The 22,801-nt window shown below is 29.0% G+C and carries 20 protein-coding genes and 2 pseudogenes; 17 read left to right on the plus strand and 5 right to left on the minus strand.

Annotated elements, in window-relative coordinates; all coding sequences use genetic code 11:
* Positions 1-3 precede the first annotated feature (3 nt).
* The 7 genes and pseudogenes from mch (at position 4) to Q9969_RS01845 (ending at position 8,812) form a co-directional block, all read left to right on the plus strand.
* Positions 4-975: a methenyltetrahydromethanopterin cyclohydrolase gene (gene mch, locus Q9969_RS01810; protein WP_305512998.1), complete on the plus strand. Its 972-nt coding sequence runs from the start codon at positions 4-6 to the stop codon at positions 973-975.
* Between the two features lie 157 nt (positions 976-1,132).
* A complete protein-coding gene (locus Q9969_RS01815; protein ID WP_305513000.1) occupies positions 1,133-1,912 on the plus strand; it encodes a DUF4013 domain-containing protein in 780 nt (259 codons plus the stop codon).
* Positions 1,913-2,023: 111 nt separating this feature from the next.
* Positions 2,024-2,569 carry a rubrerythrin gene (gene rbr, locus Q9969_RS01820; RefSeq protein ID WP_305513002.1) on the plus strand — a complete coding sequence of 182 codons (546 nt, stop codon included), beginning with the start codon at positions 2,024-2,026 and terminating at the stop codon, positions 2,567-2,569.
* 54 nt (positions 2,570-2,623) lie between these two features.
* A complete protein-coding gene (locus Q9969_RS01825; RefSeq protein WP_305513004.1) occupies positions 2,624-2,956 on the plus strand; it encodes a hypothetical protein in 333 nt (110 codons plus the stop codon).
* A gap of 118 nt (positions 2,957-3,074) precedes the next feature.
* The gene (gene rbr / locus Q9969_RS01830; protein WP_305513006.1) at positions 3,075-3,620 is read left to right on the plus strand and encodes a rubrerythrin; all 546 of its coding nucleotides are present in this window, start codon (positions 3,075-3,077) and stop codon (positions 3,618-3,620) included.
* 113 nt (positions 3,621-3,733) lie between these two features.
* A pseudogene (locus tag Q9969_RS11590) lies at positions 3,734-5,138 on the plus strand (nicotinate phosphoribosyltransferase).
* Positions 5,139-5,338: 200 nt separating this feature from the next.
* Positions 5,339-8,812, plus strand: a complete 3,474-nt coding sequence (locus Q9969_RS01845; protein ID WP_305553815.1) for a C1 family peptidase — start codon at positions 5,339-5,341, stop codon at positions 8,810-8,812.
* 11 nt (positions 8,813-8,823) lie between these two features.
* Here the strand turns inward: Q9969_RS01845 and Q9969_RS01850 are convergent, their stop codons facing one another.
* From Q9969_RS01850 to Q9969_RS01860, 3 genes are all read right to left on the minus strand, one after another.
* On the minus strand, positions 8,824-9,522 hold the full coding sequence (locus Q9969_RS01850; RefSeq protein WP_305553818.1) for a thymidylate synthase: 699 nt from the start codon (positions 9,520-9,522) through the stop codon (positions 8,824-8,826).
* 224 nt (positions 9,523-9,746) lie between these two features.
* The gene (locus Q9969_RS01855; protein WP_305513013.1) at positions 9,747-9,884 is read right to left on the minus strand and encodes a hypothetical protein; all 138 of its coding nucleotides are present in this window, start codon (positions 9,882-9,884) and stop codon (positions 9,747-9,749) included.
* A gap of 6 nt (positions 9,885-9,890) precedes the next feature.
* A complete protein-coding gene (locus Q9969_RS01860; protein WP_305553821.1) occupies positions 9,891-10,094 on the minus strand; it encodes a hypothetical protein in 204 nt (67 codons plus the stop codon).
* A 581-nt stretch (positions 10,095-10,675) separates the two neighbouring features.
* Between Q9969_RS01860 and Q9969_RS01865 the strand changes: the two genes are divergently transcribed.
* The 8 genes from Q9969_RS01865 (at position 10,676) to Q9969_RS01900 (ending at position 19,978) form a co-directional block, all read left to right on the plus strand.
* Positions 10,676-11,248, plus strand: a complete 573-nt coding sequence (locus tag Q9969_RS01865) for a cupin domain-containing protein (RefSeq protein ID WP_305513017.1) — start codon at positions 10,676-10,678, stop codon at positions 11,246-11,248.
* Between the two features lie 157 nt (positions 11,249-11,405).
* The gene (locus tag Q9969_RS01870) at positions 11,406-13,070 is read left to right on the plus strand and encodes an AMP-binding protein (RefSeq protein WP_305513019.1); all 1,665 of its coding nucleotides are present in this window, start codon (positions 11,406-11,408) and stop codon (positions 13,068-13,070) included.
* Between the two features lie 349 nt (positions 13,071-13,419).
* On the plus strand, positions 13,420-13,941 hold the full coding sequence (locus Q9969_RS01875) for a hypothetical protein (protein ID WP_305513021.1): 522 nt from the start codon (positions 13,420-13,422) through the stop codon (positions 13,939-13,941).
* A gap of 102 nt (positions 13,942-14,043) precedes the next feature.
* Positions 14,044-14,403, plus strand: a complete 360-nt coding sequence (locus tag Q9969_RS01880; RefSeq protein WP_305513022.1) for a hypothetical protein — start codon at positions 14,044-14,046, stop codon at positions 14,401-14,403.
* Positions 14,404-14,860: 457 nt separating this feature from the next.
* A complete protein-coding gene (locus tag Q9969_RS01885; RefSeq protein ID WP_305553824.1) occupies positions 14,861-15,709 on the plus strand; it encodes a hypothetical protein in 849 nt (282 codons plus the stop codon).
* Between the two features lie 55 nt (positions 15,710-15,764).
* Positions 15,765-19,364 carry an ATP-dependent DNA helicase gene (locus Q9969_RS01890; protein WP_305553827.1) on the plus strand — a complete coding sequence of 1,200 codons (3,600 nt, stop codon included), beginning with the start codon at positions 15,765-15,767 and terminating at the stop codon, positions 19,362-19,364.
* A gap of 30 nt (positions 19,365-19,394) precedes the next feature.
* On the plus strand, positions 19,395-19,688 hold the full coding sequence (locus tag Q9969_RS01895) for a hypothetical protein (RefSeq protein WP_305553830.1): 294 nt from the start codon (positions 19,395-19,397) through the stop codon (positions 19,686-19,688).
* Positions 19,685-19,978 (plus strand): hypothetical protein, encoded by a 294-nt coding sequence (locus tag Q9969_RS01900; RefSeq protein ID WP_305553833.1) that lies wholly within the window; start codon positions 19,685-19,687, stop codon positions 19,976-19,978. The genes Q9969_RS01895 and Q9969_RS01900 overlap by 4 nt, the downstream gene beginning before the upstream one ends.
* 20 nt (positions 19,979-19,998) lie before the next feature.
* Here the strand turns inward: Q9969_RS01900 and Q9969_RS01905 are convergent, their stop codons facing one another.
* Complete coding sequence (locus Q9969_RS01905) at positions 19,999-20,364, minus strand: hypothetical protein (RefSeq protein WP_305553836.1); 366 nt, start codon at positions 20,362-20,364, stop codon at positions 19,999-20,001.
* 37 nt (positions 20,365-20,401) lie between these two features.
* Positions 20,402-21,490 (minus strand): annotated as a pseudogene (locus Q9969_RS01910) (cation diffusion facilitator family transporter).
* A 103-nt stretch (positions 21,491-21,593) separates the two neighbouring features.
* Here Q9969_RS01910 and Q9969_RS01915 point away from each other — a divergent pair.
* Positions 21,594-22,133: a glutathione peroxidase gene (locus Q9969_RS01915; RefSeq protein ID WP_305553839.1), complete on the plus strand. Its 540-nt coding sequence runs from the start codon at positions 21,594-21,596 to the stop codon at positions 22,131-22,133.
* Positions 22,134-22,370: 237 nt separating this feature from the next.
* Positions 22,371-22,796: a universal stress protein gene (locus Q9969_RS01920; protein WP_305553842.1), complete on the plus strand. Its 426-nt coding sequence runs from the start codon at positions 22,371-22,373 to the stop codon at positions 22,794-22,796.
* The last annotated feature ends 5 nt before the right edge of the window (positions 22,797-22,801 follow it).

Genomic DNA, 22,801 nt, shown 5'->3' on the forward strand with positions numbered 1-22,801 from the left:
ACTATGGTAAGTGTAAACTTAGAAGCTAAAAAAACCGTAGATGTAATGATTGAAAAAGCAGATGAAATAAACATCGCTGTTGCAACTTTAAAAAATGGTGCTACAGTTCTTGATTGTGGTGTTAATGTAGATGGAAGTTTTAAAGCCGGAGAACTTTATACTAAAGTTTGTCTTGGTGGAGTTGCCGATGTTGGAATTTCAATTCCTGGAGATTTATCTGAAAAATTCGCACTTCCTTCAGTAAAAATTAAAACTGACTCACCTTCTATTTCAACCTTAGGTTCTCAAAAAGCGGGCTGGTCTGTTTCTGTGGGTGATTTCTTTGCATTAGGTTCAGGACCTGCAAGGGCAATCGCTTTAAAACCAGCAGAAACTTATGAGGAAATTGGTTATGATGACAAAGATGCAGAATTAGCAATTTTAACTCTTGAAGCTGATGTATTGCCAGGTGAAGATGTTGCTCAATATATTGCTGATGAATGTGATGTTAATGTTAAAAATGTTTACTTGCTTGTAGCTCCTACTTCTTCTCTTGTTGGATCTATTCAAATTTCAGGCAGAGTAGTTGAAAACGGAACTTACAAAATGTTGGAAGCTATTAAATTTGATGTAACTAAAGTAAAACATGCAGCAGGTATTGCACCAATAGCACCAATTGACCCAAACGGATTAAAAGCAATGGGTAAAACAAATGATGCAGTATTGTTCGGTGGAAGAACCTATTACTATATTGAATCTGATGAAAATGATGATATTGCTGATGTGGCAGCTAAATTACCATCTTCTGCAGCTGATGGGTATGGCAAACCGTTCTTCGACGTATTTAAAGAAGCTGAATTTGACTTCTATAAAATCGATAAAGGAATGTTTGCTCCTGCTGAAGTAGTAATTAATGATTTAACTACTGGTAAAATTTACAAAGAAGGTTTTGTTAACGTGGATTTGCTTAAAAAATCCTTTGGGGTAGATGGATAATTTTTCATCTATTTTTTTTAATAAACATTTTAATGTTAATTTTGTATTACATTTTTTAAACAATTTATTCATTGTTTATTTTTCTTCCTTTTTTTAGAAAATATCTATCATTTATATTTAAATAGTATAAAATTTATAATATTTAATGGTGAATATTATGGAAATATTTGAAATTTTAAAAAATTCTATTAGATATCCATTTACAGACATTAAAACATTTTTAATTATTGGTGTGCTATTTTTTGCGAGTTTTATTTCTAATTTTCCCGGCACATTTCTTAAAAATGAGTTTATGGTTATAGTTGGAGGTATTGTTTCATTAATAATTACAATAATTGTTATTGGTTATGAATTAGATGTTTTAAAATTTGGTATTGAGTTAAAAGATGAATTACCTTCTATTGATATTAAAAGAAATCTTAAAAATGGAATTAAATTGTTTATTGTAGATATTATATATTATTTTATTCCACTGGTTGTTATTACCATAGCATTATTTATTTTCACTGGAATTGCTGCAACAAAGGTGACTAATCTGGAGTTTGTAGGTAATGTAACTCCTGTTGATTTGTTAAATACTATTTTAACACCAGATTTTGCTGCATCTATAATTATTGTTGCTATTGTTTTAATAATAATGTGTATAATGTTTTCATTATTGGCATTAATGGGACAATCTAGACTGGCAAAAACAGGCAGTATTGATGATGCAATACGTTTTGGTAAATCTTATAGGGATTTAAAAGAAATTGGTGTTGGAAAAACATTAGCTTTAATAATTTTGCTATATATTTTAATATTGGTTATTTTTTTAATAATGGCAGTTATCAGTTTGATTCCAGTTATTGGTATAATTATAGCATTTATTGTTGGCGATACATTTATTGCATTTGTACAATATAGGGCATTTGGTTTATTATACTCAGAAATAGCTTAATTTTTAAGCTATTTTTTATTTTTTTTAGGTTTGCCTAAAATTATGTTCATTTTTTTTAAAAAAGTTTTTAAATAATGAAACTAATATCATATATTATTGGAGATGTATATCATGACTGATTTAAAAGGTACTCAAACTGAAAAAAATTTGGAATACGCATTTGCTGGTGAGTCTCAAGCTCACACAAAATATCAATACTTTGCTAATAAAGCAAAAGAGGAAGGATATGTTCAAATCCATGATATTTTCATGGAAACTTCTAAAAATGAAAGGGAACATGCTAAAATCTGGTTCAAATTATTACACGATGAAAAAATTCCAGACACAATAGCTAACCTCAATGCAGCAGCAGATGGTGAAAACGAAGAATGGACTTCAATGTACAAAGGATTTGCAGAAACCGCTAAAGAAGAAGGTTTCCCAATGATTGCATTCTTATTTGAAAAGGTTGGAGCAATCGAAAAAGAACATGAAGAGAGATACAGAACATTACTTGCTAATGTAGAAAACAATTCTGTATTTGAAAAAGAAGAAGAAATTGAATGGAAATGTGAAAATTGTGGATTTGTTTTCAAAGGTCCTAATGCGCCTGAAAAATGTCCAGTTTGCGGATTTCCAAAAGCACACTTTGAAGAAAGAGCTACTAACTTTAAATAAGTGCTCTACTTTTTTTTATTTTTTTTAGATATTTATCATCTATTCGGTGATTAAATGAATAAGATGGTTGTATTTTTCATCAAACACCCTAATCATCCAGATGTATCAATTAAAGGATTAATTGATGGGGATTACTTATTAGATGAAGAAGCTATGCAATATGCAGGTGGAATTATTCAATATTATCAAGGAGATAATCTTAGATGGGATTTTCCAGTTAATCCATTTATGAAAAACTCTATTAAATGGAATGATTTTGAGGAATTAAAAGGAATTATCTCAAGAGATGAGAAATCTTTTGCTTTCATGGTATTTGAAGGTGATGAGAATGTATCTAATTTTGGTAATGATGAAATGATAATTGAAAGAGAAGTCATTACTTGGTGATTTTAGAGTAGAAGAGTCTTCATTGTTTAATTATTTAGTTGTGACTAAATTTTTTGCACAGTAAAAGGCAATATTTAAATATTATATTAAAAATAAAATTACTAACGGAGATGTTATTATGGCAGATTTAAAAGGAAGTAAAACTGAAGAAAATTTAAAAACTGCACTTGCAGGAGAATCTCAGGCACGTGTAAAATATGAATTTTATGCTTCTCAAGCTAAAAAAGATGGTTATGTTGAAATTAAAGAAATTTTCCAAGAATCATCTGACAATGAAAAAGAACATGCAAAAATTTGGTTTAAATTATTAAACGGTGGAAAAGTGCCGGACACTGAAACCAATCTCGCAGATGCGGCAGCGGGTGAACATGAAGAATGGACTTCAATGTACAAAGGATTTGCTGAAACCGCACGTGAAGAAGGTTTAGAGGATATTGCAGATTTATTTGATGCAGCCGGTGCAACTGAAAAAGCACACGAAGAAAGATATAATGCATTATCCTCTAAAATCAAAGCAGGTAAAGTATTTAAAAAAGATGAAGAAATTGCATGGAAATGTAATAATTGTGGATACATCCATTATGGAAAGGAAGCTCCAGAAGTATGTCCATTATGTGATCACCCACAAGCACACTTTAGAAAACAGGATACTAGTTATATCTAAATCTTTTTTTCTATTTTCTTTTTTTTTATTAACCGTCCCTCACCAATTTTAAAACAACTTTTTAGTTAAATATATATTTCATAATAATCTAATAACCTTTTAAAAGTGATATTATGATTGAAAACAATATTTGCCTTTTAACAGATAGTTATAAAGTAACTCATCACTATTTCTACCCAGAATGTACTGAAAAAATGTATTCCTATCTTGAAAGTAGATTAGGTGCTGAATTTAATAAAACTATCTTTTATGGGCTTCAATATATAATTAAAAAGTATTTGGAAGGTCAAATTGTTACACAAGAAAAAATTGATGAAGCAGATAAATTAATCACCGCTCATATTGGTGATGATATTTTCAATAAAAAAGGTTGGGAGTATATTCTTGATAACTGTGATGGTAATTTGCCTATTGAAATCAAAGCAGTAGCTGAAGGAACACCTGTTGAGGTAGGCAATGTTTTAATGACTATTGAAAACACTGATAAAAAATCTTTTTGGTTAGTAAATTATCTTGAATCATTATTATTGTAAGTTTGGTATCCATCAACAGTTGCAACATTGTCTGCGGAGGTTCGTAAATTATGTACTTTTTATTTAAATGTTACAGGTTCTAGCTTGGACAATTTAAATTTTATGTTGCATGATTTTGGATATAGGGGAGCTACATCTACTGAATCATCACGATTAGCTGGTTCTGCTCATTTATTGAGTTTTTCTGGAACTGATACTATTCCAGCATTAGCAATCCCCGATAACTATTACAATGATCCAGATGTATATGGTTTTAGTGTTCAAGCAACAGAACATAGTGTCATGACTTCTCTTGGTCCTGATGGTGAATTAACACAGGTTCTTAATGTGATTGATAATGCTAAAGATGGAATCTTATCTATGGTTATTGATTCTTATAATTATAAGAATTTTTTAACTCAGGCGGGAATTAAAGGTTCTGTTTTAAATAATGCCATCAATAATTTCTTAAAAATCAAAGGCAATAAAATAGTTTTCAGACCGGACAGTGGAGAACCGGTATCTACAACTATTGATTGTTTAAATATCTTGGAGAAAGTTTTGGATCTCATTTGACAGATAAAGGATATAAGGTATTCGATGCCAATATTGGACTGTTATGGGGTGATGGACTGGACTATCATAAAATCCGTGATATACTATTCGCCATGAAAACTAATGGATGGGCGGCTGAAAATATTATATTTGGAATGGGTGGTGGATTACATACTTCTGTTAATCGTGATACTCAGAGAAACGCTTTAAATGTTCCGCTCAATTATGCAATGGTGAATGGAAGGATATATTTAAAAACCCATTAGACTCAAGCAAAAAGTCTAAAACAGGTAGATTCAAATTAATAAATGAAAATAATTCATTTAAAACTATTCCAATTGATAATGATGGTGAAAACATGTTGCGCACTGTTTTTAGAAATGGGGAACTATTAATTGAGGATAAATTTTCATATATTAAAGATAGAACGTTAAATTATTCGAGCAGGTAGTTATTCTTCATATTTCAGGTTCTGCCAAATAGTGGAAGGATTATATATATTTATTGATTGATGATGAATTTAACTTCATTAATCAAATTCTTTTTTTTTCAAACCAACATTATTTATATTATAGTAAACTTAAATACAAATACTTTACACATTTTACCAAGTTTTTGTGTTTAATTTGGTATAATGGAGGAAATTATTAGATGAAATTTAAATTTATAGCGATTATATCAATATTTATATGTTTATTAATTCTAATTCCATCAAGCTTTGCAGTTGATAATGAAACAAATAATAATGGGGGTAATGTTTTAACCGCAGATTACTATTTTAATGCAAATATCGAAAATGACACTGGAAATGGAACTGCAGATAACCCTTACAAAAATTTGAATTATTATAACCTTAAAGATGATTCAATTATTCATTTAGCTAGTGGTACGTATGATTTTAATGGCCACAAAACAATTAGAAATGTAACGATTATTGGTGAAAATGCAAGTACAACATTTGTTAAAAATGCAATGTTTATCTCTTCAACTTCATTAGCTATTTATAATGTCACGTTTGTTTCATCAACTATTATTAGTAAAGTTAATTTTACAGCCGTCAATACAGTATTTAGGGACTCATCATCTACAAATGGCGGTGCAATCAGATCTAATGGCAATGTTAATTTGGATAGTTGTAGTTTTATAAACAATACAGCTAAATTTGGTGGGGCAATTTATATTAAAGGTGGTGTTTTGAATATTTCAAATTCTGAATTTATTAACAATAGTGCAACACTTTTCGGAGGAGCTATAATTTCTATAAGTTCAAATTCATCTTTAAGCAACATGTCTTTTAAAAATAACAAAGCTGGTTATTATGGTGGTGCAATATATTCGCTGTACTCTTTATTTAACCTAACCAATTCTTATTTGGATAATAATTCTGCAAAAGAAGGGGGAGCATTGTTCATTGATGATGCAGATTCATGTCATATTTACTTAAATACATTTTCAAACAATAATGCAAGTACTGTTGGAGCTATCTATTCAATATCTAACAATGTTGTAAGTTCTCTTGAAAATGGCAATACATTTATTAATAACTTCGGTTATTTTGCAAATGATGTTTTTGAAACTGATACTCCAAATATGACAATTTCTAATGGGGAGTATATTTTAGTTTATTGTAATTCAACATATAATGGTCAATTGCCAAGCAGTTATAATCTAAAAACTTTAGGTTACGTAACTCCAGTTAAAGATCAAAAGACTGGAGGTAACTGTTGGGCATTTGCAACATTAGCCGCACTAGAATCATGTATCCTAAAAGCATCAAACGTTACTTATGATTTGTCTGAAGAGAATATGAAGAATTTAATGTCATATTATTCAGATTATGGTTGGGATATGAAGCCTAATAATGGCGGATTTGATGATATGGGTGTTGGTTATCTTGTAAGTTGGTTAGGTCCTGTAAATGAAAGTGATGATGCTTATAATCCTTCAGGATTCTTATCACCAGTATTAAATAGTTTTTATCATATTCAGAATGTCGTGTATTTGTCAAGAAGTTCATATACTGATAATAATGCAATAAAAATGGCTATTATGAATTATGGTGCTGTTGCAACAAGTATTCATTGGAATGGTTCTTATGTAAATAATAATAATCACTATTATTATGGATCTTCAGGTGCAAATCATGCTATAACTATTGTTGGATGGGATGATAACTATTCTAAATATAATTTTAAAACTGCCCCGCCGGGTGATGGAGCATGGATAATTAAAAATAGTTGGGGGACTGATTCTGGAGATAAGGGATATTATTATGTTTCTTATTATGATACCAAATGTGCTCAACCTGGAAGAGTAGATATCACTTATACTTTTATTTTAAATGACACTATTAAATATGATAAAAATTATCAATATGATATTCCCGGAAAAACTGACTACTTCTTAAACTCCTCAAGCACTATTTGGTATAAAAATAAATTCACTGCAACTGATTATGAGTATTTAGCGGCTGTTTCAACTTATTTCAAAAAGGTAACTAATTATACATTTTATATTTATGTTAATAATGTTTTAAAGCATGCACAAAGTGGAATTTCTAATATGGGTTATTATACTTTGAATTTAAATCAATTTGTATCACTTAGTAAGGGAGATATTTTTGAAGTTGTCTTTAAAATTACTGTAGATGGCGAAGCGGAGTTTCCTATATCCGAAGCCGTTTCTTTAAATAAATTATTATATTCAAAAAACACCTCATTTTTAAGCTATGATGGGAAAAACTGGGTAGATATATTTAATTTAACTTGGAATTACTCATCTCATACTTATACCTCACAAGTAGCTTGTATTAAAGCATTCACTGTGTTAAATCTTATAAACACTACAACTAATTTAATTGTTAATATTTCTGGTGATAATTTTTATATTGCAGCAAATGTTTTAAATCAATATAACCGACCAGTAACTGGTGGAAATGTCACATTTAACATTAATGGAGTGGAATATGAAGTTCCAGTGGTAAATGGATTTGCCGTTCTTAATCTATCCAAACTTCCTTGGGAGATCAATATTAGTGCCATTTATGAAAATAATGGTTATATCTCATCAGATGATAATGATAACTTTGTGATTAATTTTTTAAATACTACAATTTCTTTAATGTCCAATCATTATAATCCTGTCAATATTACTTTTACAATTTTAGACCAAAATGGGGATTTAGTTAATGCAGGTAATGTAACTATTAAAATTGATTCTAAAGAGTATACTGTTAAGGTAGTTAATGGTACTGCTAGTTTAAATCATGTTTTTGAAACTTTTGGTTTACATAATGTTTCAGCTATTTATAATGGGGCATATGCTTATAATTCATCAAGTATTAGTTCAAATGTCACTGTTTATTCATCAATCATTTCACAAGATGAAGTCAAAACTTTAAATTCACAATATATATTTCAATTATTTGATAGATATAGTGTTCCTTTAAATAATGCTAAGGTATCTGTTATTATTAATTCTAAGTATTATCATGTGGTCACTGATGGGAATGGAATTGCTAGGTTAACCATTGGTTTAGCTCCTAATAATTATGTTATCCATATTATCAATCCGGCTACTGGAGAGATTAAAACTCAAAATATTAAAGTTGTAGCTAGAATAACCGAAAATGCATATTTAAAAATGTATTATGGGGAAGGTAAATATTATAAAGTTAAAGTTGCAGATGATAATGGAAAGGTTGCAGCAGGTGTTAAGGTAAAATTCAGCATAAATGGAAGAACTTATACTAAAAAAACTAATAGTAATGGCTATGCATCACTTAAAATATCCATAAATCCTGGAAAATATACTATCAAAACTACTTATAAGGGTTATAGTGTTTCCAATACGATCAATGTCAAAACCACCATAATCACTAAGGATCAGAGTGTTAAAAAAGGTGAAACCTTAAAATTCAAAGTTAAACTTTTAAACAAAAAAGGCAAAATCCTGAAAAAGAAAAATGTCAAAATAAATTTTAAGGGGAAAACCTATAAAGTAAAAACTAATTCTAAAGGAATAGCTACTTTAAAAATTAAAATCAAATATAAAATTGGAAAATACAATATTAAAACTAAATATGGAAGTTTAACAGTTAAAAACAAGATAAAAATTAAAAAATAAGGTTTCAAACCTTATTTATTTGTTTTAATTAATTTACGAGCTGCTTTTAAATCAGTATTATATATGTGGCCTGAGGTTGAGTGGTAGTGAACTCCACTGAAGTTTAATTTTTCACTCATAATTTCTTTGTTTACTTCATCTTTCATTTTAATTCCCAAATAGGCGATGAAAAACATGTTGGAGTAAAAAGCACCAAAAATATCATTACTTCTAAATAAACAATGGATGGTTAATTCCTTATTTCGAACAATACATTGTAAAAATTGAAGGCATGGGATATCTTCTCTGTCTGCATCTAAGTGTGGGTCAATTGTAACTGCAACTGCACGATTTGAACCGGTGGCAGTTAAAATTCTTTCTTTCATGGTATTGAATTGGTCAATATCAAAATGAGCAAAAATCCTGTTTGGATAAGTATAAACAAATCCTTGGTCATCTGAATTTTCTGCTGATTTAACATATTCGTATAGTGCATCGCTTTTAATTGGGCAAGCATCAATATCAAATTTCCCGGATTTAATATCTGCTAACATCATGTCGGTTGTGTAATGTTGATATTTTGCTTTGTATTTTAAGTTTAACGGGTCATCAATGATGTAAAAGTTCCCTAAACTTTCAATCAAATGATGATTTGAATCTTTGTATGTTTCTTTTCCAGTTTTTAAGATTTTATCAACAAAATCTAGGTAGCATTGATTAATACTTAACATATAAAACAGTCCTTAAAATTATTTAAAGTTTTGTTTGTATTAATATATATTTTTAATTAATAAATAAATCCTATTAAAATTAATAGTTGATGTACTTAATACTATTTCAAAGTTAGTATTTTTATTTTAAATGCTGTTAACCCAATTGTAGCTATTGTAATTTCAATACTTTCAATATTGACTATACTTTTAGTTGGTCATTAAATTGATAATCTGCAAAGTTATCATTCATCTATTTTTTTAATAATTTTTGCAGGAACACAGCCAACAATACTATTGGATGGAACATCATTAGTTACAACAGCTCCAGCAGCAACAACAGAATTTTCACCAACTCTCACTCCCTGGAGGAATTGTGACATTAGAACCTACCACACATGATTTTCTAAATGAATTGGAGCAGGTAGAAGATTGGCATGTTTTTTTGGGTTTAATTCATAATTTAATGTTAAAAGACAAACATTATGTCCAATAAGAACCTCATCACCAATATAAATTCCGCCTTGATCTTGCATAGAACAATTTGAATTAATAAAAACATCACATCCTATGTGGATATTTTTACCACCCATTTTTTTACTAATAAGTCAAATAATTTTTTTAGGTCTATTTGTTGAATCCTGGGAGGTTATATTTTCTGGAATTCATATGAGGATGGTCTTTTTCAACTTTGGCAACTTGACTAAAATCAGATCAAACAATTTTATTTTAAATAATTATTAAATGAAATATGGATTATGTATAAATTTCTATTAAAAATAATAAGGTTGGATAATCCAAACCTTATTTTTCCTCATTTACTAATATAGATTTTTCTACATAATGAATTGTAAAGAAACGGGGAAGATTCTCTACATTAATTCATTAATCCTCAAAGTATATATTATTTTTCTTTTATTTAAATCCAATATTTTCTTTTAAAGTCAATTCAATAGACGTGTGGCATTTAATATTGGCAATTGTATATTTGTATGAAATTCAAATCTTTTTTATCTGATCATGTTTCTATTCAAGTTTTTATATTATTTTTTTAATCAAAAATTAAAATTTTTAATTAAAATGCTTGAATTCAGATACTTTTAAATATATTATTAATGATAATTATACATACTTAAATATTTTTAAGTGAAAAAATCCAAAAAGTGAGAAAAATATGACAAACGAAGATTTTGCACAAAAAATCAAAGATATTAGAACTAGACAAGACATGTCTATAGATGAACTTGCTGAGACAAGTGGGGTAAAACTTGAAGTTTTACAAGCCATGGAAGAGGGAGAAGTAATTCCATCCCTTACACCATTAACTAAAATGGCAAGGGCATTAGGTGTACGTTTAGGAACATTTTTAGATGATACTCCTGAACTTGGCCCTGTTATAACTCGTGGTGGAAAAACCGAAAATTCATTATTCTTTTCCGGCAGGGAAGATGTTACAAATGCAACTAATTTAGAATTCCACTCTTTAGGGGCAGGTAAGATTGATAGAAACATTGATCCATTCTTAATTGATATTGAATATGAAGAAGGAGAAAAGGAACTGTCCTCTCACGAAGGTGAAGAATTCATTTATGTTTTAGAAGGGGAAATTGAAGTCATCTATGGTAAAGACACTTTTACAATTGGTGAAGGCGACACAATATTTTATGACTCAGTAGTGCCGCATCACCTTCATGCAAGTGATAAAAATAAAGCTAAAATACTCGCTGTATTATATACACCGTATTAAGGAGAATGAAAAAATGAATAAAATAACTTATAGTCCAAAAATTGATAGATTTTTCACAGCTAGTTTGGATTTGAGCTTAAAAAGATTGCAATTGAGGTTGCATTAATGAATTGTATTTTGGTTAGTTATTTTATTAAATAAATTTTGAGGTGAAAATATGAGCGAATTATTTACAGAACTGTCATTAGGCAAGTTCTTTGAATCAATGGTTGAAAAACAACCAGATCATGAATTCATTGTTTATCCAGATAGAAATTTAAGATTTACTTATAAAGAATTTGATGAAAGGGTGGATAATCTAGCAAAAGGAATGCTGGCTATTGGAATTGAAAAAGGTGACCATGTTGGTATTTGGGCTAAAAACGTCCCTGAATGGTTAACTTATATGTTTGCAACTGCTAAAATTGGAGCAACTATTGTAACGGTCAATACTGCTTACCAATCACATGAATTAGAATATGTGATTAAACAATCAGATATGAAAGCATTAGCTATGACTGAAACATTTAGAGATACAAATTATTTTGATATTATACATGAACTTGTACCTGAGATGAAAACTTGTGCTCGTGGAAGGTTAGTTGCTGAAAAATTCCCACATTTAAAATTTTTATTCCATGTAGGTCAAGAAAAACACCGTGGAATGTATAATACTAATGAATTATTATTGCTTGGAATGAATTATGATGAAGAAAAGTTCCAATGTGTTAAAGATTCTGTTTCCCAGCATGACGTAATAAATATGCAATATACTTCCGGTACAGAAGGATTTCCTAAAGGAGTAATGCTTACTTCTCGCAATATTGTAAATGATGGATATTATATTGGAGAAAACATGAATTACACTAACAAAGACCGTTTACTCTTACAGGTACCTTTATTCCATTGTTTTGGAACTGTGCTTGGGGTAATGGCTGTCATAACTCATGGTTCAACAATGGTTGTTCTTGAAGAGTATGATCCATTACTTGCTATTTCATCAATTCAAAAAGAAAAATGCACATCAATTTATGGGGTTCCTACAATGTTTATTGGAATGATGAACCATCCAATGTTTGACATGTTTGACATGTCTTCATTACGTACAGGTATTATGGCTGGTTCAACTTGTCCTGTTGAAACAATGAAAGATGCTATTGAAAAAATGAATATGAAAGAGATTACAAGTGTATATGGGCTTACTGAAGCGGCACCGGGTTTTACACAAACTAATGCTTCTGATTCATTTGAGAAAAAAATCAACACTGTTGGTCGCAAATTCCCTAATATTGAAGTTAAGATAGTTGATCCGGATACTGGTGAAGAGTTAGGGCCTGGTCAAAAAGGAGAGATCATGTGTAGAGGTTTCAATGTTATGAAAGGATATTATAATATGCCTGAAAAAACCGCCGAGACAATTGAGCCTGATGGATGGTTACACTCAGGAGACCTTGCAATAGTTGATGAAGAGGGATATTATTCTATTGTAGGCCGTATTAAAGACATGATTATTCGTGGTGGGGAAAATATTTATCCCCGTGAAATAGAAGAATTCCTATTCACTCATGATTGTGTTCAAGATGTTCAAGTAGCTGGAATTCCTGATGAGAAATATGGTGAAATAGTTGGTGCTTTTATTATTAAAGATGATGGCTTTGATGATGTTACTGAAGCGGATATTCGTGATTTCTGTATTGGGTCTATTGCAAGGTATAAAGTTCCTAAATATGTATTCTTTGTTGATGAATTCCCGCTTACAACTAGTGGCAAAATTCAAAAATACAAATTAGGAGATTTAGGTCTTGAACTGTTAGATGAAAGGCGCAAAAATGGAGAATTATAATTCTCCCATATTATCTTTTTTTAATTTACCTCAATTTTGGGTCATAAAAACAAAAACTTTATATATTATATGAAAATAATATGTAAATGTACTTTGAATTATTGATATACATAAAGACCATACCATTATATTAAATTTCAAATTAAAATCTATATGAACTTCTCAAATATTAGGGGTTGATAAAATGACACCACAAGTTAAATTAACTGCATACTGGAATGCAGTATTCTTTTAGATTTATTTATAGTTACTTAGTTTATATTTAGCTAATTCTAGACTTGTGACTATTATTATTCAGCCAAGGATTTAATCCTAAAACTTATAACCTATCATCATTTAGAGGAATAAAATGGAAATTAAGAAAAATTGTACTATAAATGTTAAAAAGACAGTTGAAAACTCAGTATGTGGAAATGATGAATTTCATTTCTTTGTAGATGAACTCACATCAAATAATTACATGCCGACTTATGCAGGTATGGCAGATGAAAAGTATGATTTTGATGAAATGAATGTGAACTTCTTTGAATTTTTGAATCGCAAAATCAATGAAGATGGAGCATACATTCGTCTTGTATATGCTACTGCTTGTAAAATTGATGGTGAGGCTGTATTTGAACTAGAGTATGGTGGAACCAGTGAAAAATTTAAAACAAGTGACATTGATAAAGTATTGGTATTTGAATTTGCAGATTTTGGTATAAAAGTTAAAGGAAATGAAATAACTTTTGGAGCTACAATTGATGGAGATTGTTGTCATACTCCTTACTTTGCTGAATTTGGATCCAGTAAAGCAAGTGAGGAATTTATATCACTTGAAAATCCTTTAAACAGAAGAATTATTGAGATTATGAGGGAAATGATTAAATGATTGTCAGAATATAACTGTTTTCATTGATTTTCTTATCACTAATACTTAAACTTTAATTTAGATGATATGCTCATGTAATGCTAATAATTTAAAGAGGTTTCAATGAAGCTTGATTTGTTTAAATATTCAGAAGAGGTTGTTGAATTTTTAAATGTTGAGACATTAAGAAAAATTGATTATGGAATCTTGGACTTATCAAAAATCAAGAATTCTGAACTGAAAGAAATTTTTCTATATTATGAAGAACTTCTCACATTGGAATTAAAATTTAATTATATGGATAATGATACGGGAATATTTAGAGTTCGTATAATTGGAGATGTGTATTGTTATGAGGAATCTGCCTATGTAATAAAAGCAGATTCTCTTGTTGAGTTAAAAAAATTAGTATTGGAGGAGAATAGGATATGGTATGTATTTGATGATATTTCAGCTAGTAAATTAGCAAAATCTCATCAATAATACTTTTATTTGGATTAATTGAATTTAGAGAGCATTATTTAAAATAATTATGATGGCCGATGTTTGTTTATTGTATTCATTTTCTATTTACCTATAATTTTTTATTTAAATATCTTAATTATAGGATTCAATTCAGTATTTATCAAAAAAATAGCACTACACCTATATTAAACTAATATATCTTCCACCAGACTCTCCAACTTAAATCCAATCGAACAAATATGGAGACAAATAAAGAGAAATAAAACATTATTGCCTAGAATCTAAAGGATATTTGCAAAAATTAACTATTACAACACATGTTGAGTCGATTTCAAAAACAGAAGTTCATTACAAATGGCTCGAAACATTTATGCCGAAAGTTTGATAATTAACTATAAAAACATATTCACTTTGATTTTTAAAAAATTCGGCTCCCTAAATTATTTATCTTATTTTAGATAAATTATAAACAAATATGATTAATGAAGTTATTATAAATAGATTAGATGAACTTATAGGTGATTATGATACTCCTTTTTTTAATTACTTGCTTTATTCTTATGATTTAAGTTTAAACGAATGTGAACTTATTATTGAAGAGTTAAAAAGTGATATTGACTCTAATAAATTTGTTTCAGACAATATTGTAGCTACATTAGATGATTACTTTAACAGGAGAGTTACAAGTTTAGAAAAACAAGATAAAATTGAGTATTTATCTAAACTCCTCCAGAAAGACAGTCCATTTTATATCAAATGCCTGAAAAAATATGATCTTTCGGATGAAGATGTTAATTTGATTTATTCTAGGGTTGAATCTAAAATTTATGATGATAATATTAGTGATTTTGAAATTAAAAGGTATTTGGAGTATTATTTTGATAATTCAGTTAAGCAAGTTTCATATCTCAATGAATTAGATAATATTGTAGGAAGGGATTATGATACTTTATTAATAAGCAGGGTTAAAAAGAAATATCCGATTTTACAGGACAGGGACATTGTTGGAATTATTTTCAATATTCATGGGGAAATAATTGAAGCTAAAGAATTTAAAAAAGGTATTAAACATGAATTTAAACGTCAATGCTTACTTAAAAGTGAAGAAAAAAAGGCTAAATGTCGTTTAAATTTAAATAAATTTGTTGAGGGTAGTGGGGATTCATTTTCTAAATTAATCGAATTTAAAAAACTTTCTAAAAAAGACGGCATGATTATTGTATCTCAAATAGAAGAGGATATTTCAAAAGGATTGATTCAGCCTGAATGGATTGATAGTGTTTTTATAACTAAATGTTTTAATGATTATAATGAGAGAGAGTAGTGTTTTTACTTTTCTTAAACCTAAATTTAAGAAGTTGTATGACTTGTGCAGTGTCATGGAAAAATTGATTGTAGTTAAAAAATACAAACTAGCTATGGCTACGGCTAAAGTTATTTTAGATTTATTTTGCAGACAAACTAAAAAGGAACTTGTCTTTACTATTGATGTTTTCAACGACCCTTCTTTAACATTAACACTAAATGATATTGAAAGTGTTCATAAAATATTATTTGAATATATCTATGAAGATTATTTCGTTGGTTTTGAAGAGTTTTTACAAGTTGACTATGAGTTCGATTTCACATTTTTAGGTCATAATCCAAAAATAACAAATGAAGATATTTATTTGATATTTGATAGTCTTGAAGTAGACTCCATCATGCCTTCATTGATTAATCAGGAAGGTGACGATTTAATACTGATTGAAGATTTGTCCCCTAAGGATAAAGTGGATGTTTTAAACTTGGTTGAAGGCAATTTAAATAATTTTATTAATGAAAACATTTTAAATCTTAAATTGTTTGATAGTGAAGGAAATCTCCTTTCACATAATCTAAATTTTCAGGCTGTTAAAAAAACAGATAAGTGTATTGTTCGTGAAATCCCACCGTTAGTTGAATTGGATGATTATCAAAAAGAAGCTGTTGAGTATATTGGAAAACCTTTACTAATTAATGCAGGTCCTGGAGCTGGAAAAACACGTGTAATTATTGAAAGAGTATTGTATTTAATTGAAAATGGAGCAGTTCCCGAATCGATTCTTGTAATTACATTTACAAATAAAGCCGCTGAAGAATTGAGGGAACGCTTTAAAAAGGACACAAAATTAGAAGTAAATATCATTAACAAGATGAGAATAAGTACAATTCATAGTTTTTGCAGATCAATATTATTTGATTTCTGCGATATTCCATATAATTTACTTAAAAGGGAATCTGAGAGGAATTTATTTTTCAACAAACACAGAACCGACTTAGGTTTTAAGGGCAAGTCATTTTTAAGAAATCATGAATCAGGCCAGGTTCTTAAAAAATATGATGAATATGCATTATTTGAAATTGACTCTGATGCCTTAATTGACTATATTGAGTCAAAATATCAAATTGATGGAGAATATCTGACATATATTGATGAATTTTATAAAACTCACCCAAGTAATCAATATCCTTCTAAAAAAGAAATCAAATCATTAGGTTTTCAATGTGATGTTTACAAGGCAAGGTATCTGCAAATTGCAAAATCATACAGTGATTGGATCGAGCTAATGGAGAGGGAACATGTCTGTGATCAAAATTATCTGCTTGTTAAGGCATTGAAAATTTTATCTAATAAAAATAATTTAAAGCAAGTACAGTATCGCAATGTGTTAATTGATGAGTTTCAAGATACTGATGCTATTCAAATGCAGATTTTTGAACTTTTACGGGACATATCTGACACATTCACTGTTGTAGGCGATGAAGACCAAAGTATTTATTCATTTAGAGCAGCCAGTCCTCAATTTTTCAATGATTATTCAAGAAGTGATGAATTTGAAAATAAGATTCTCGTAAACAACTACCGTTCTACCTCTGATATTGTCGAGTTTAATGAGAAGTATATAACTGAAAAGCGTGTAAGTCCAAAGAGCTTGAAAACGGATAATAAATCTAAAATGCCTGTTTACATGCTTGAAAATACTCGCGATGAAGAGGAATATAAAGGAATAGCATATATTATTAAAAACTTAAAAAGTTCAGGTAAGATATCTAAATATAGTGATGTTTGTGTTCTTTTTAGAAGCCATAAAGATAAAAAAGATATTTTGGAAGAATTTGAAAAAGAGAAAATTCCATATTATCTTAAAGGAATTAATGATTTAATTTACCAGGATGAGGTAAAAGCGATTCTAGCTTTATTTTGGTATATGCTACCATTCAATCCAACTCGTATTGCTTATTATGGTGATGGAGGGCAATGGATTAACTTATCATCATTTACAGATAAATATTATGATTCGTCAAAGATATTTAAACTATCTAATAAGACCCAGGAAATTTTAAATGACATTGAGTTAAAATACCATGCCAATGTGGTTAATTTTAAAAATAACTTTAAACCATTGGTTTCATCATCAAAATCAGTTTCAATAATGGATGTTGTTCGTGATTATTCAGATGAGGATTTGGAGGAAATATTTAAAAAAGTTGGTGGAGTTGCTGATTTAAGCAGTTGTTCTCGCGAGGAACTAAAAGCTATTGGAATTGATGATGAACATGATTTGGATTTTTTTGTTTCTTTAAATGATTTAAAATCATCAATTAAGGAAGCCCGATTAACCTCTCTTCAGATATTTTATGAACTGCTAAAAACAACTGGTTATATGGATGAATTGCTCACCAGAAGTGATTTTGAAGCTAAAAAAGCTACACTTAACTTATCATTAATTTCTGAAATAATCTCTGATTATGAAAATATTATGGGAAAATACGATTTAATTGGTCTATTTAATTATATTTACCGTTCACTTAAGTATTATTCTTGTCCGATTAACGAAGAGGAAGACAATTCAAAAAAAGTTCATATAATGACAGTTCACAAAGCTAAAGGTTTGGAATATCCAGTTGTAATAACTGCATCTATTAAAGATAGAAGTTTTCCATTAAAATTTTCAGCTCAGAGAAAATCGCATATTTATAATAATTATCCGGTTTATCCAACACCTAATAGATTCTTAAAATATAAAATATCCGAAGATAAAGAGCCTTTTGAATTTGATCATGAAGAAGAACGTGTTGTTTATGTAGCCAATACTCGTGCTGAGGAATTATTGATTTTATCAACAGTACTTCCAAGAACAGGTAGTGAGATGCCTATGGTTTTAAGAGATTTTGAAAAGGATTTAGTAAAAATAGAACCATCTGATGTTTTTGACATGAAAAAAATAACTTCTCACATGCTAAGGGATACAAAATTGTTTAACCAAATTGAATTTGAAAACATTCTGGATGATTATCTGGTCTGTCCTTTGAAATACAATCTTGAAAATAACTTGAAGTTTAAAAATCCAAAGAACATTAATAAGTTCATTGATTCAAAGCTTAAAATAATCGTAAATCGATTGCACAATGATAAACTTGTAACTGACTGGGATAGGGAAAGTATAGAAAATCTCATCTCGCAGGTAATCGAATCATATTCTTTTGCTTCAGGTAAAGGCAATTTAAAAAAATTATTCAGTAATTTTGCTGATTACTGGAAAGAGTATGGTGAAAACTTTGAAGCGGTTAACACTTCCTATCCTGTTAGTTTAGAAGTTAATGGATATGATATTAATGGAGTAATTGATTTAATTATTAATGATGGTGATGGTGTGAGTTTAGTTCATTTTATTCGCACACGTGATGATATGAGAAACTACCATTCATTTTACATGGAATTATTAAGCTATTATGCATTGGCTTTAAGTGAAAGGGAAGATGTTTGTGTTGAAAATTTGATTTTATATGTGTTAGATGAAGGAAAACTGTATGAAGAAGAGTATGTTAAAAATGAGTTTATTTTAGAGTATTTAAGTAGTGTAGTGGATAAAATATCAAAAGATAAGTACTCAAAATTTACAACAAATTGTCATTCCTGTGAATTTAATGGATTATTATGCCAATTTGAAAAATAGTTAAATATCTTAATTACCTAAATTAAATTTATGAATATCCAAGAAAGAATTTTAAGTCTAAACCAGGAATATACTCATGAAATTGTTGATATAAAGGATTTGTTATTAACAATAATTACTGAATCCCAAATATTCGAACCCTGTTGTTATTTGTCTGAAGATGATGAATGGTTAAATGTAATTATGCTCTTTCTAGAAGATACAGAGGTTTCTCAAGCATTATCTATTAAAAAAAGTGAGATTGCTGCTTTTGGTGTATTTAATAAAGAAGAAATCGAACTTGACTTCATACTTCAAAAAGGATCAGAGGATTTATACCAATGAAAGAAGTGTTTTTAGACGAAAATTTTGATGTGGATAAACTCACAACTCGAATTAATATTATAATGACTAGGTGGTCAATTAAACTTTTAGATATTAATGGTCCTACTTGGGTAATATATGACCAGAATATGGAAATTAAATATGTTTTTGAGTTTGAAGTAGATTTTTCAGATGTTGAAACCCGTATAAAATTAGAGGATTTAAAATTAAATATCATTCATCATATTGAAGGATTAAGGGACGACACGACTTATAGGGATAATTTAGTTAATTCTGTGTTTTTAAAATAAAAAAGAAAAAGAATTAACACTTAGTTAATTCTTGTATTGTAGTATCTTACTCCGTCAGTGTCGTAAGTATACCATCTGTCAACTTCATCATCATAACCTTCGCCGATTACAGTTACATATGAATCAGATTGAGGGTTATAGACTCTGTGCGTTTTATTACTTTGATTAGTGTCGTTTCTTTTGGAATCATCTCCAACAACAGTATCATTTTTAACATTACCCTTTTCATCAATCATAACAACGCCTGTTGTGTTAGTGGTATTGTTTTCAGTAGTATTATTTGTATCTACAGTATTTCCATCGTTAGTGATGATATATGCACTAATTATTATAAGAGCGACAACTAAAATAGCAATTGTGACTAAAATAATATTTTTATTATCCATCATATCACCTTAATTAATAATTAGATTAAACTAGTATTTAATCACTTATATCATAATCATCAATCATACAATATTCAAATTGCGGGTGTTTAAATTTTATTTCATTTAATATTTTGTTTTTAACTATTTCACGATCAGCATCGAAATCAATGATAATATCAAAAGTAATGAAATTTTCCTCTTCATAGACTATAAATCCATGTATTTCTAAAACTTCAGGGTATTCAGAAGCTATTTTCTGTAAATCATCATAAATTTCTTTGTATGCATCATTATGAGCATATATTCCCACAGTTAAAATAATGGAGAATTCATTGAATATTTTACCTGAAATTTGTCTTGTTAACTTCTGAATTTCTAAAGCAGTTAAATCATCATCAATTTCAACATGAACAGATCCCTGCATATCTTCAGGTCCGTAATTATGTAAACTTAAATCATATGCACCATAAACTTCTGGCACTTCACAAATTGATTCTTTGATTTTTCTGGATAATTCAGAATCAACTCTAGCACCAATCATACTATCTAAGGTTTCTTTTAACATGTCGATACTTGCTTTAATAATCACGATTGAAATAATGACTCCTAAAATACCTTCAAGTGAAATATGGAATAATATTGAAATAATTGCTGCGATTAGAGTAGACAAAGATAGTATTGCATCGAAAAATGTATCACTTCCGCTTGCAACAAGTGCTTGTGAATTAATGGTTTCTCCAACACTTTTCACATATCTTCCTAAAATAAATTTAACAGCTACTGCGACTGCAATAATTATAAGTGAGACAGAAGTATATTGTTACATCAGGAATAAATATTTTAGGCCATGATTCTGTTAATGCTGTAATTCCAGCCCATAAAACAATTGCTGCAATTATTTTGATGAAAAATACTCAATACGACCATAACCATAAGGGTGTTTTTTATCAGGAGCTTTATCTGCAAGTTTTGTTCCGAGAATTGTAATAATTGAAGAAAGTGCATCAGTTAAATTGTTAACTGCATCTAATGTGATTGCAATTGAATTTGTTAAAATCCCAACAAATGCTTTAAAAGCAACAAGAATAAGATTAACTACAATTCCAATCATGCTAGTTTTAACTATTTTTTCTTGTCTTGTCATAGTTTAATATATTATCTGTTTTTTAATTTAAACTAATTGGAATTTTGGTATACAAAAATATAAATATATTATAGTGTTATATTAAAATTAAGGAGGCATTATTATGTCAGTATATGATTTTGAAGTAAAAGATGGAGATGAAAATACTGTTTCATTATCTCAATATGAGGGAAAAGTACTTTTAATTGTAAACTCAGCAATAAAATGTGGATTTACACCACAATATACTGAGTTAAATGAAATTTATGCTGAGTTCAATGAACAAGGTTTTGAAATACTTGATTTCCCATGTAATCAATTTGGTAAACAAGCACCAGGCACAACAGAAGAAATCACAGAAGTTTGCAGAAGTAAATGGTTAGTTCCATACACAATCTTTGACAAAATTGATGTAAATGGTGAAAACGCTTCTCCATTATTCGAATATCTCAAAAACGAACAACCTTTCACAGGTTTAACTGGCGATGGTGCAGGCAAACTCAAATTAGTTGTTAAAATGATGGATAGGCATTATAAAGACAACAATGACATTAAATGGAATTTTACTAAATTTTTAGTCGATCGTGAAGGAAATGTAGTACGTAGATTTGAGCCAACTGAAGATTTAGTTGATGTAAAGGAAGCTATTAAAGCTCTTTTATAATTTTTTTTATAATGGCAGTATCGGACAAAATTAATTGTTGGTTCTATGTTTTTTTCATTTTTTGAGCGTTAAGAGAATATTAAATCTTTTCAATTTAAATACACTAAATTGATTAATGATGGTATTGTAAAATTAAATTTTGACGGATACCTCGATTTTTAATAGTTTATACTATTTAACAAAGATTATAAACTATTAAAAACAAAATTATTATTACATATTAAAAGGTGTAACTAAATGTATAAAAAAATTTTATTGCCCACAGATGGTTCAACCTATGCAGATCAAGAAGTCGAAAGAGTAGAGAAACTAATTGCTGACGATGGTGAAATAATCATTTTATCTGTTGCAGGTCAATTAACTTCTAGTGCTTTTCAATTTAAAAGCAAAGTTAAAAATGTTAATAAAAAACTTAAAATTGAAGCTAAACAAGCAGTAGATAATATGGCATCTAAATTTGATGATAGTTATAATGTTAAAAAATTAGTTTTAACAGGTTTTCCAGCTGAAACAATTAATAAAGTTGCTAAAGATGAAGGTGTTGATTTAATAGTTATATCCGCATCTGGAAAAAGTGGAATTCGTAAGTTTATCATTGGAAGCGTTGCTGAAAAAGTTCTTAAAACTAGTGAAATTGATGTTTTATTAGTTCATAATAATTAGATGAT

Origin of the sequence: Methanobrevibacter sp. V74, assembly GCF_963082495.1 — an archaeon.
Taxonomy (GTDB): Archaea; Methanobacteriota; Methanobacteria; order Methanobacteriales; family Methanobacteriaceae; genus Methanocatella.

Coding starts and splice junctions, on each gene's coding strand:
- Q9969_RS01900 (WP_305553833.1), top strand. CDS start 19,685: ATGAAAGAAGTGTTTTTAGACGAAAATTTTGATGTGGATAAACTCACA.
- Q9969_RS01915 (WP_305553839.1), top strand. CDS start 21,594: ATGTCAGTATATGATTTTGAAGTAAAAGATGGAGATGAAAATACTGTT.
- Q9969_RS01905 (WP_305553836.1), bottom strand. CDS start 20,364: ATGGATAATAAAAATATTATTTTAGTCACAATTGCTATTTTAGTTGTC.
- Q9969_RS01890 (WP_305553827.1), top strand. CDS start 15,765: ATGGAAAAATTGATTGTAGTTAAAAAATACAAACTAGCTATGGCTACG.
- Q9969_RS01855 (WP_305513013.1), bottom strand. CDS start 9,884: ATGTCACAATTCCTCCAGGGAGTGAGAGTTGGTGAAAATTCTGTTGTT.
- Q9969_RS01865 (WP_305513017.1), top strand. CDS start 10,676: ATGACAAACGAAGATTTTGCACAAAAAATCAAAGATATTAGAACTAGA.
- Q9969_RS01870 (WP_305513019.1), top strand. CDS start 11,406: ATGAGCGAATTATTTACAGAACTGTCATTAGGCAAGTTCTTTGAATCA.
- Q9969_RS01860 (WP_305553821.1), bottom strand. CDS start 10,094: ATGGGTGGTAAAAATATCCACATAGGATGTGATGTTTTTATTAATTCA.
- Q9969_RS01845 (WP_305553815.1), top strand. CDS start 5,339: ATGAAATTTAAATTTATAGCGATTATATCAATATTTATATGTTTATTA.
- Q9969_RS01850 (WP_305553818.1), bottom strand. CDS start 9,522: ATGTTAAGTATTAATCAATGCTACCTAGATTTTGTTGATAAAATCTTA.
- Q9969_RS01895 (WP_305553830.1), top strand. CDS start 19,395: ATGAATATCCAAGAAAGAATTTTAAGTCTAAACCAGGAATATACTCAT.
- Q9969_RS01875 (WP_305513021.1), top strand. CDS start 13,420: ATGGAAATTAAGAAAAATTGTACTATAAATGTTAAAAAGACAGTTGAA.
- Q9969_RS01880 (WP_305513022.1), top strand. CDS start 14,044: ATGAAGCTTGATTTGTTTAAATATTCAGAAGAGGTTGTTGAATTTTTA.
- Q9969_RS01920 (WP_305553842.1), top strand. CDS start 22,371: ATGTATAAAAAAATTTTATTGCCCACAGATGGTTCAACCTATGCAGAT.
- Q9969_RS01885 (WP_305553824.1), top strand. CDS start 14,861: ATGATTAATGAAGTTATTATAAATAGATTAGATGAACTTATAGGTGAT.
- rbr (WP_305513002.1), top strand. CDS start 2,024: ATGACTGATTTAAAAGGTACTCAAACTGAAAAAAATTTGGAATACGCA.
- Q9969_RS01825 (WP_305513004.1), top strand. CDS start 2,624: ATGAATAAGATGGTTGTATTTTTCATCAAACACCCTAATCATCCAGAT.
- Q9969_RS01815 (WP_305513000.1), top strand. CDS start 1,133: ATGGAAATATTTGAAATTTTAAAAAATTCTATTAGATATCCATTTACA.
- rbr (WP_305513006.1), top strand. CDS start 3,075: ATGGCAGATTTAAAAGGAAGTAAAACTGAAGAAAATTTAAAAACTGCA.
- mch (WP_305512998.1), top strand. CDS start 4: ATGGTAAGTGTAAACTTAGAAGCTAAAAAAACCGTAGATGTAATGATT.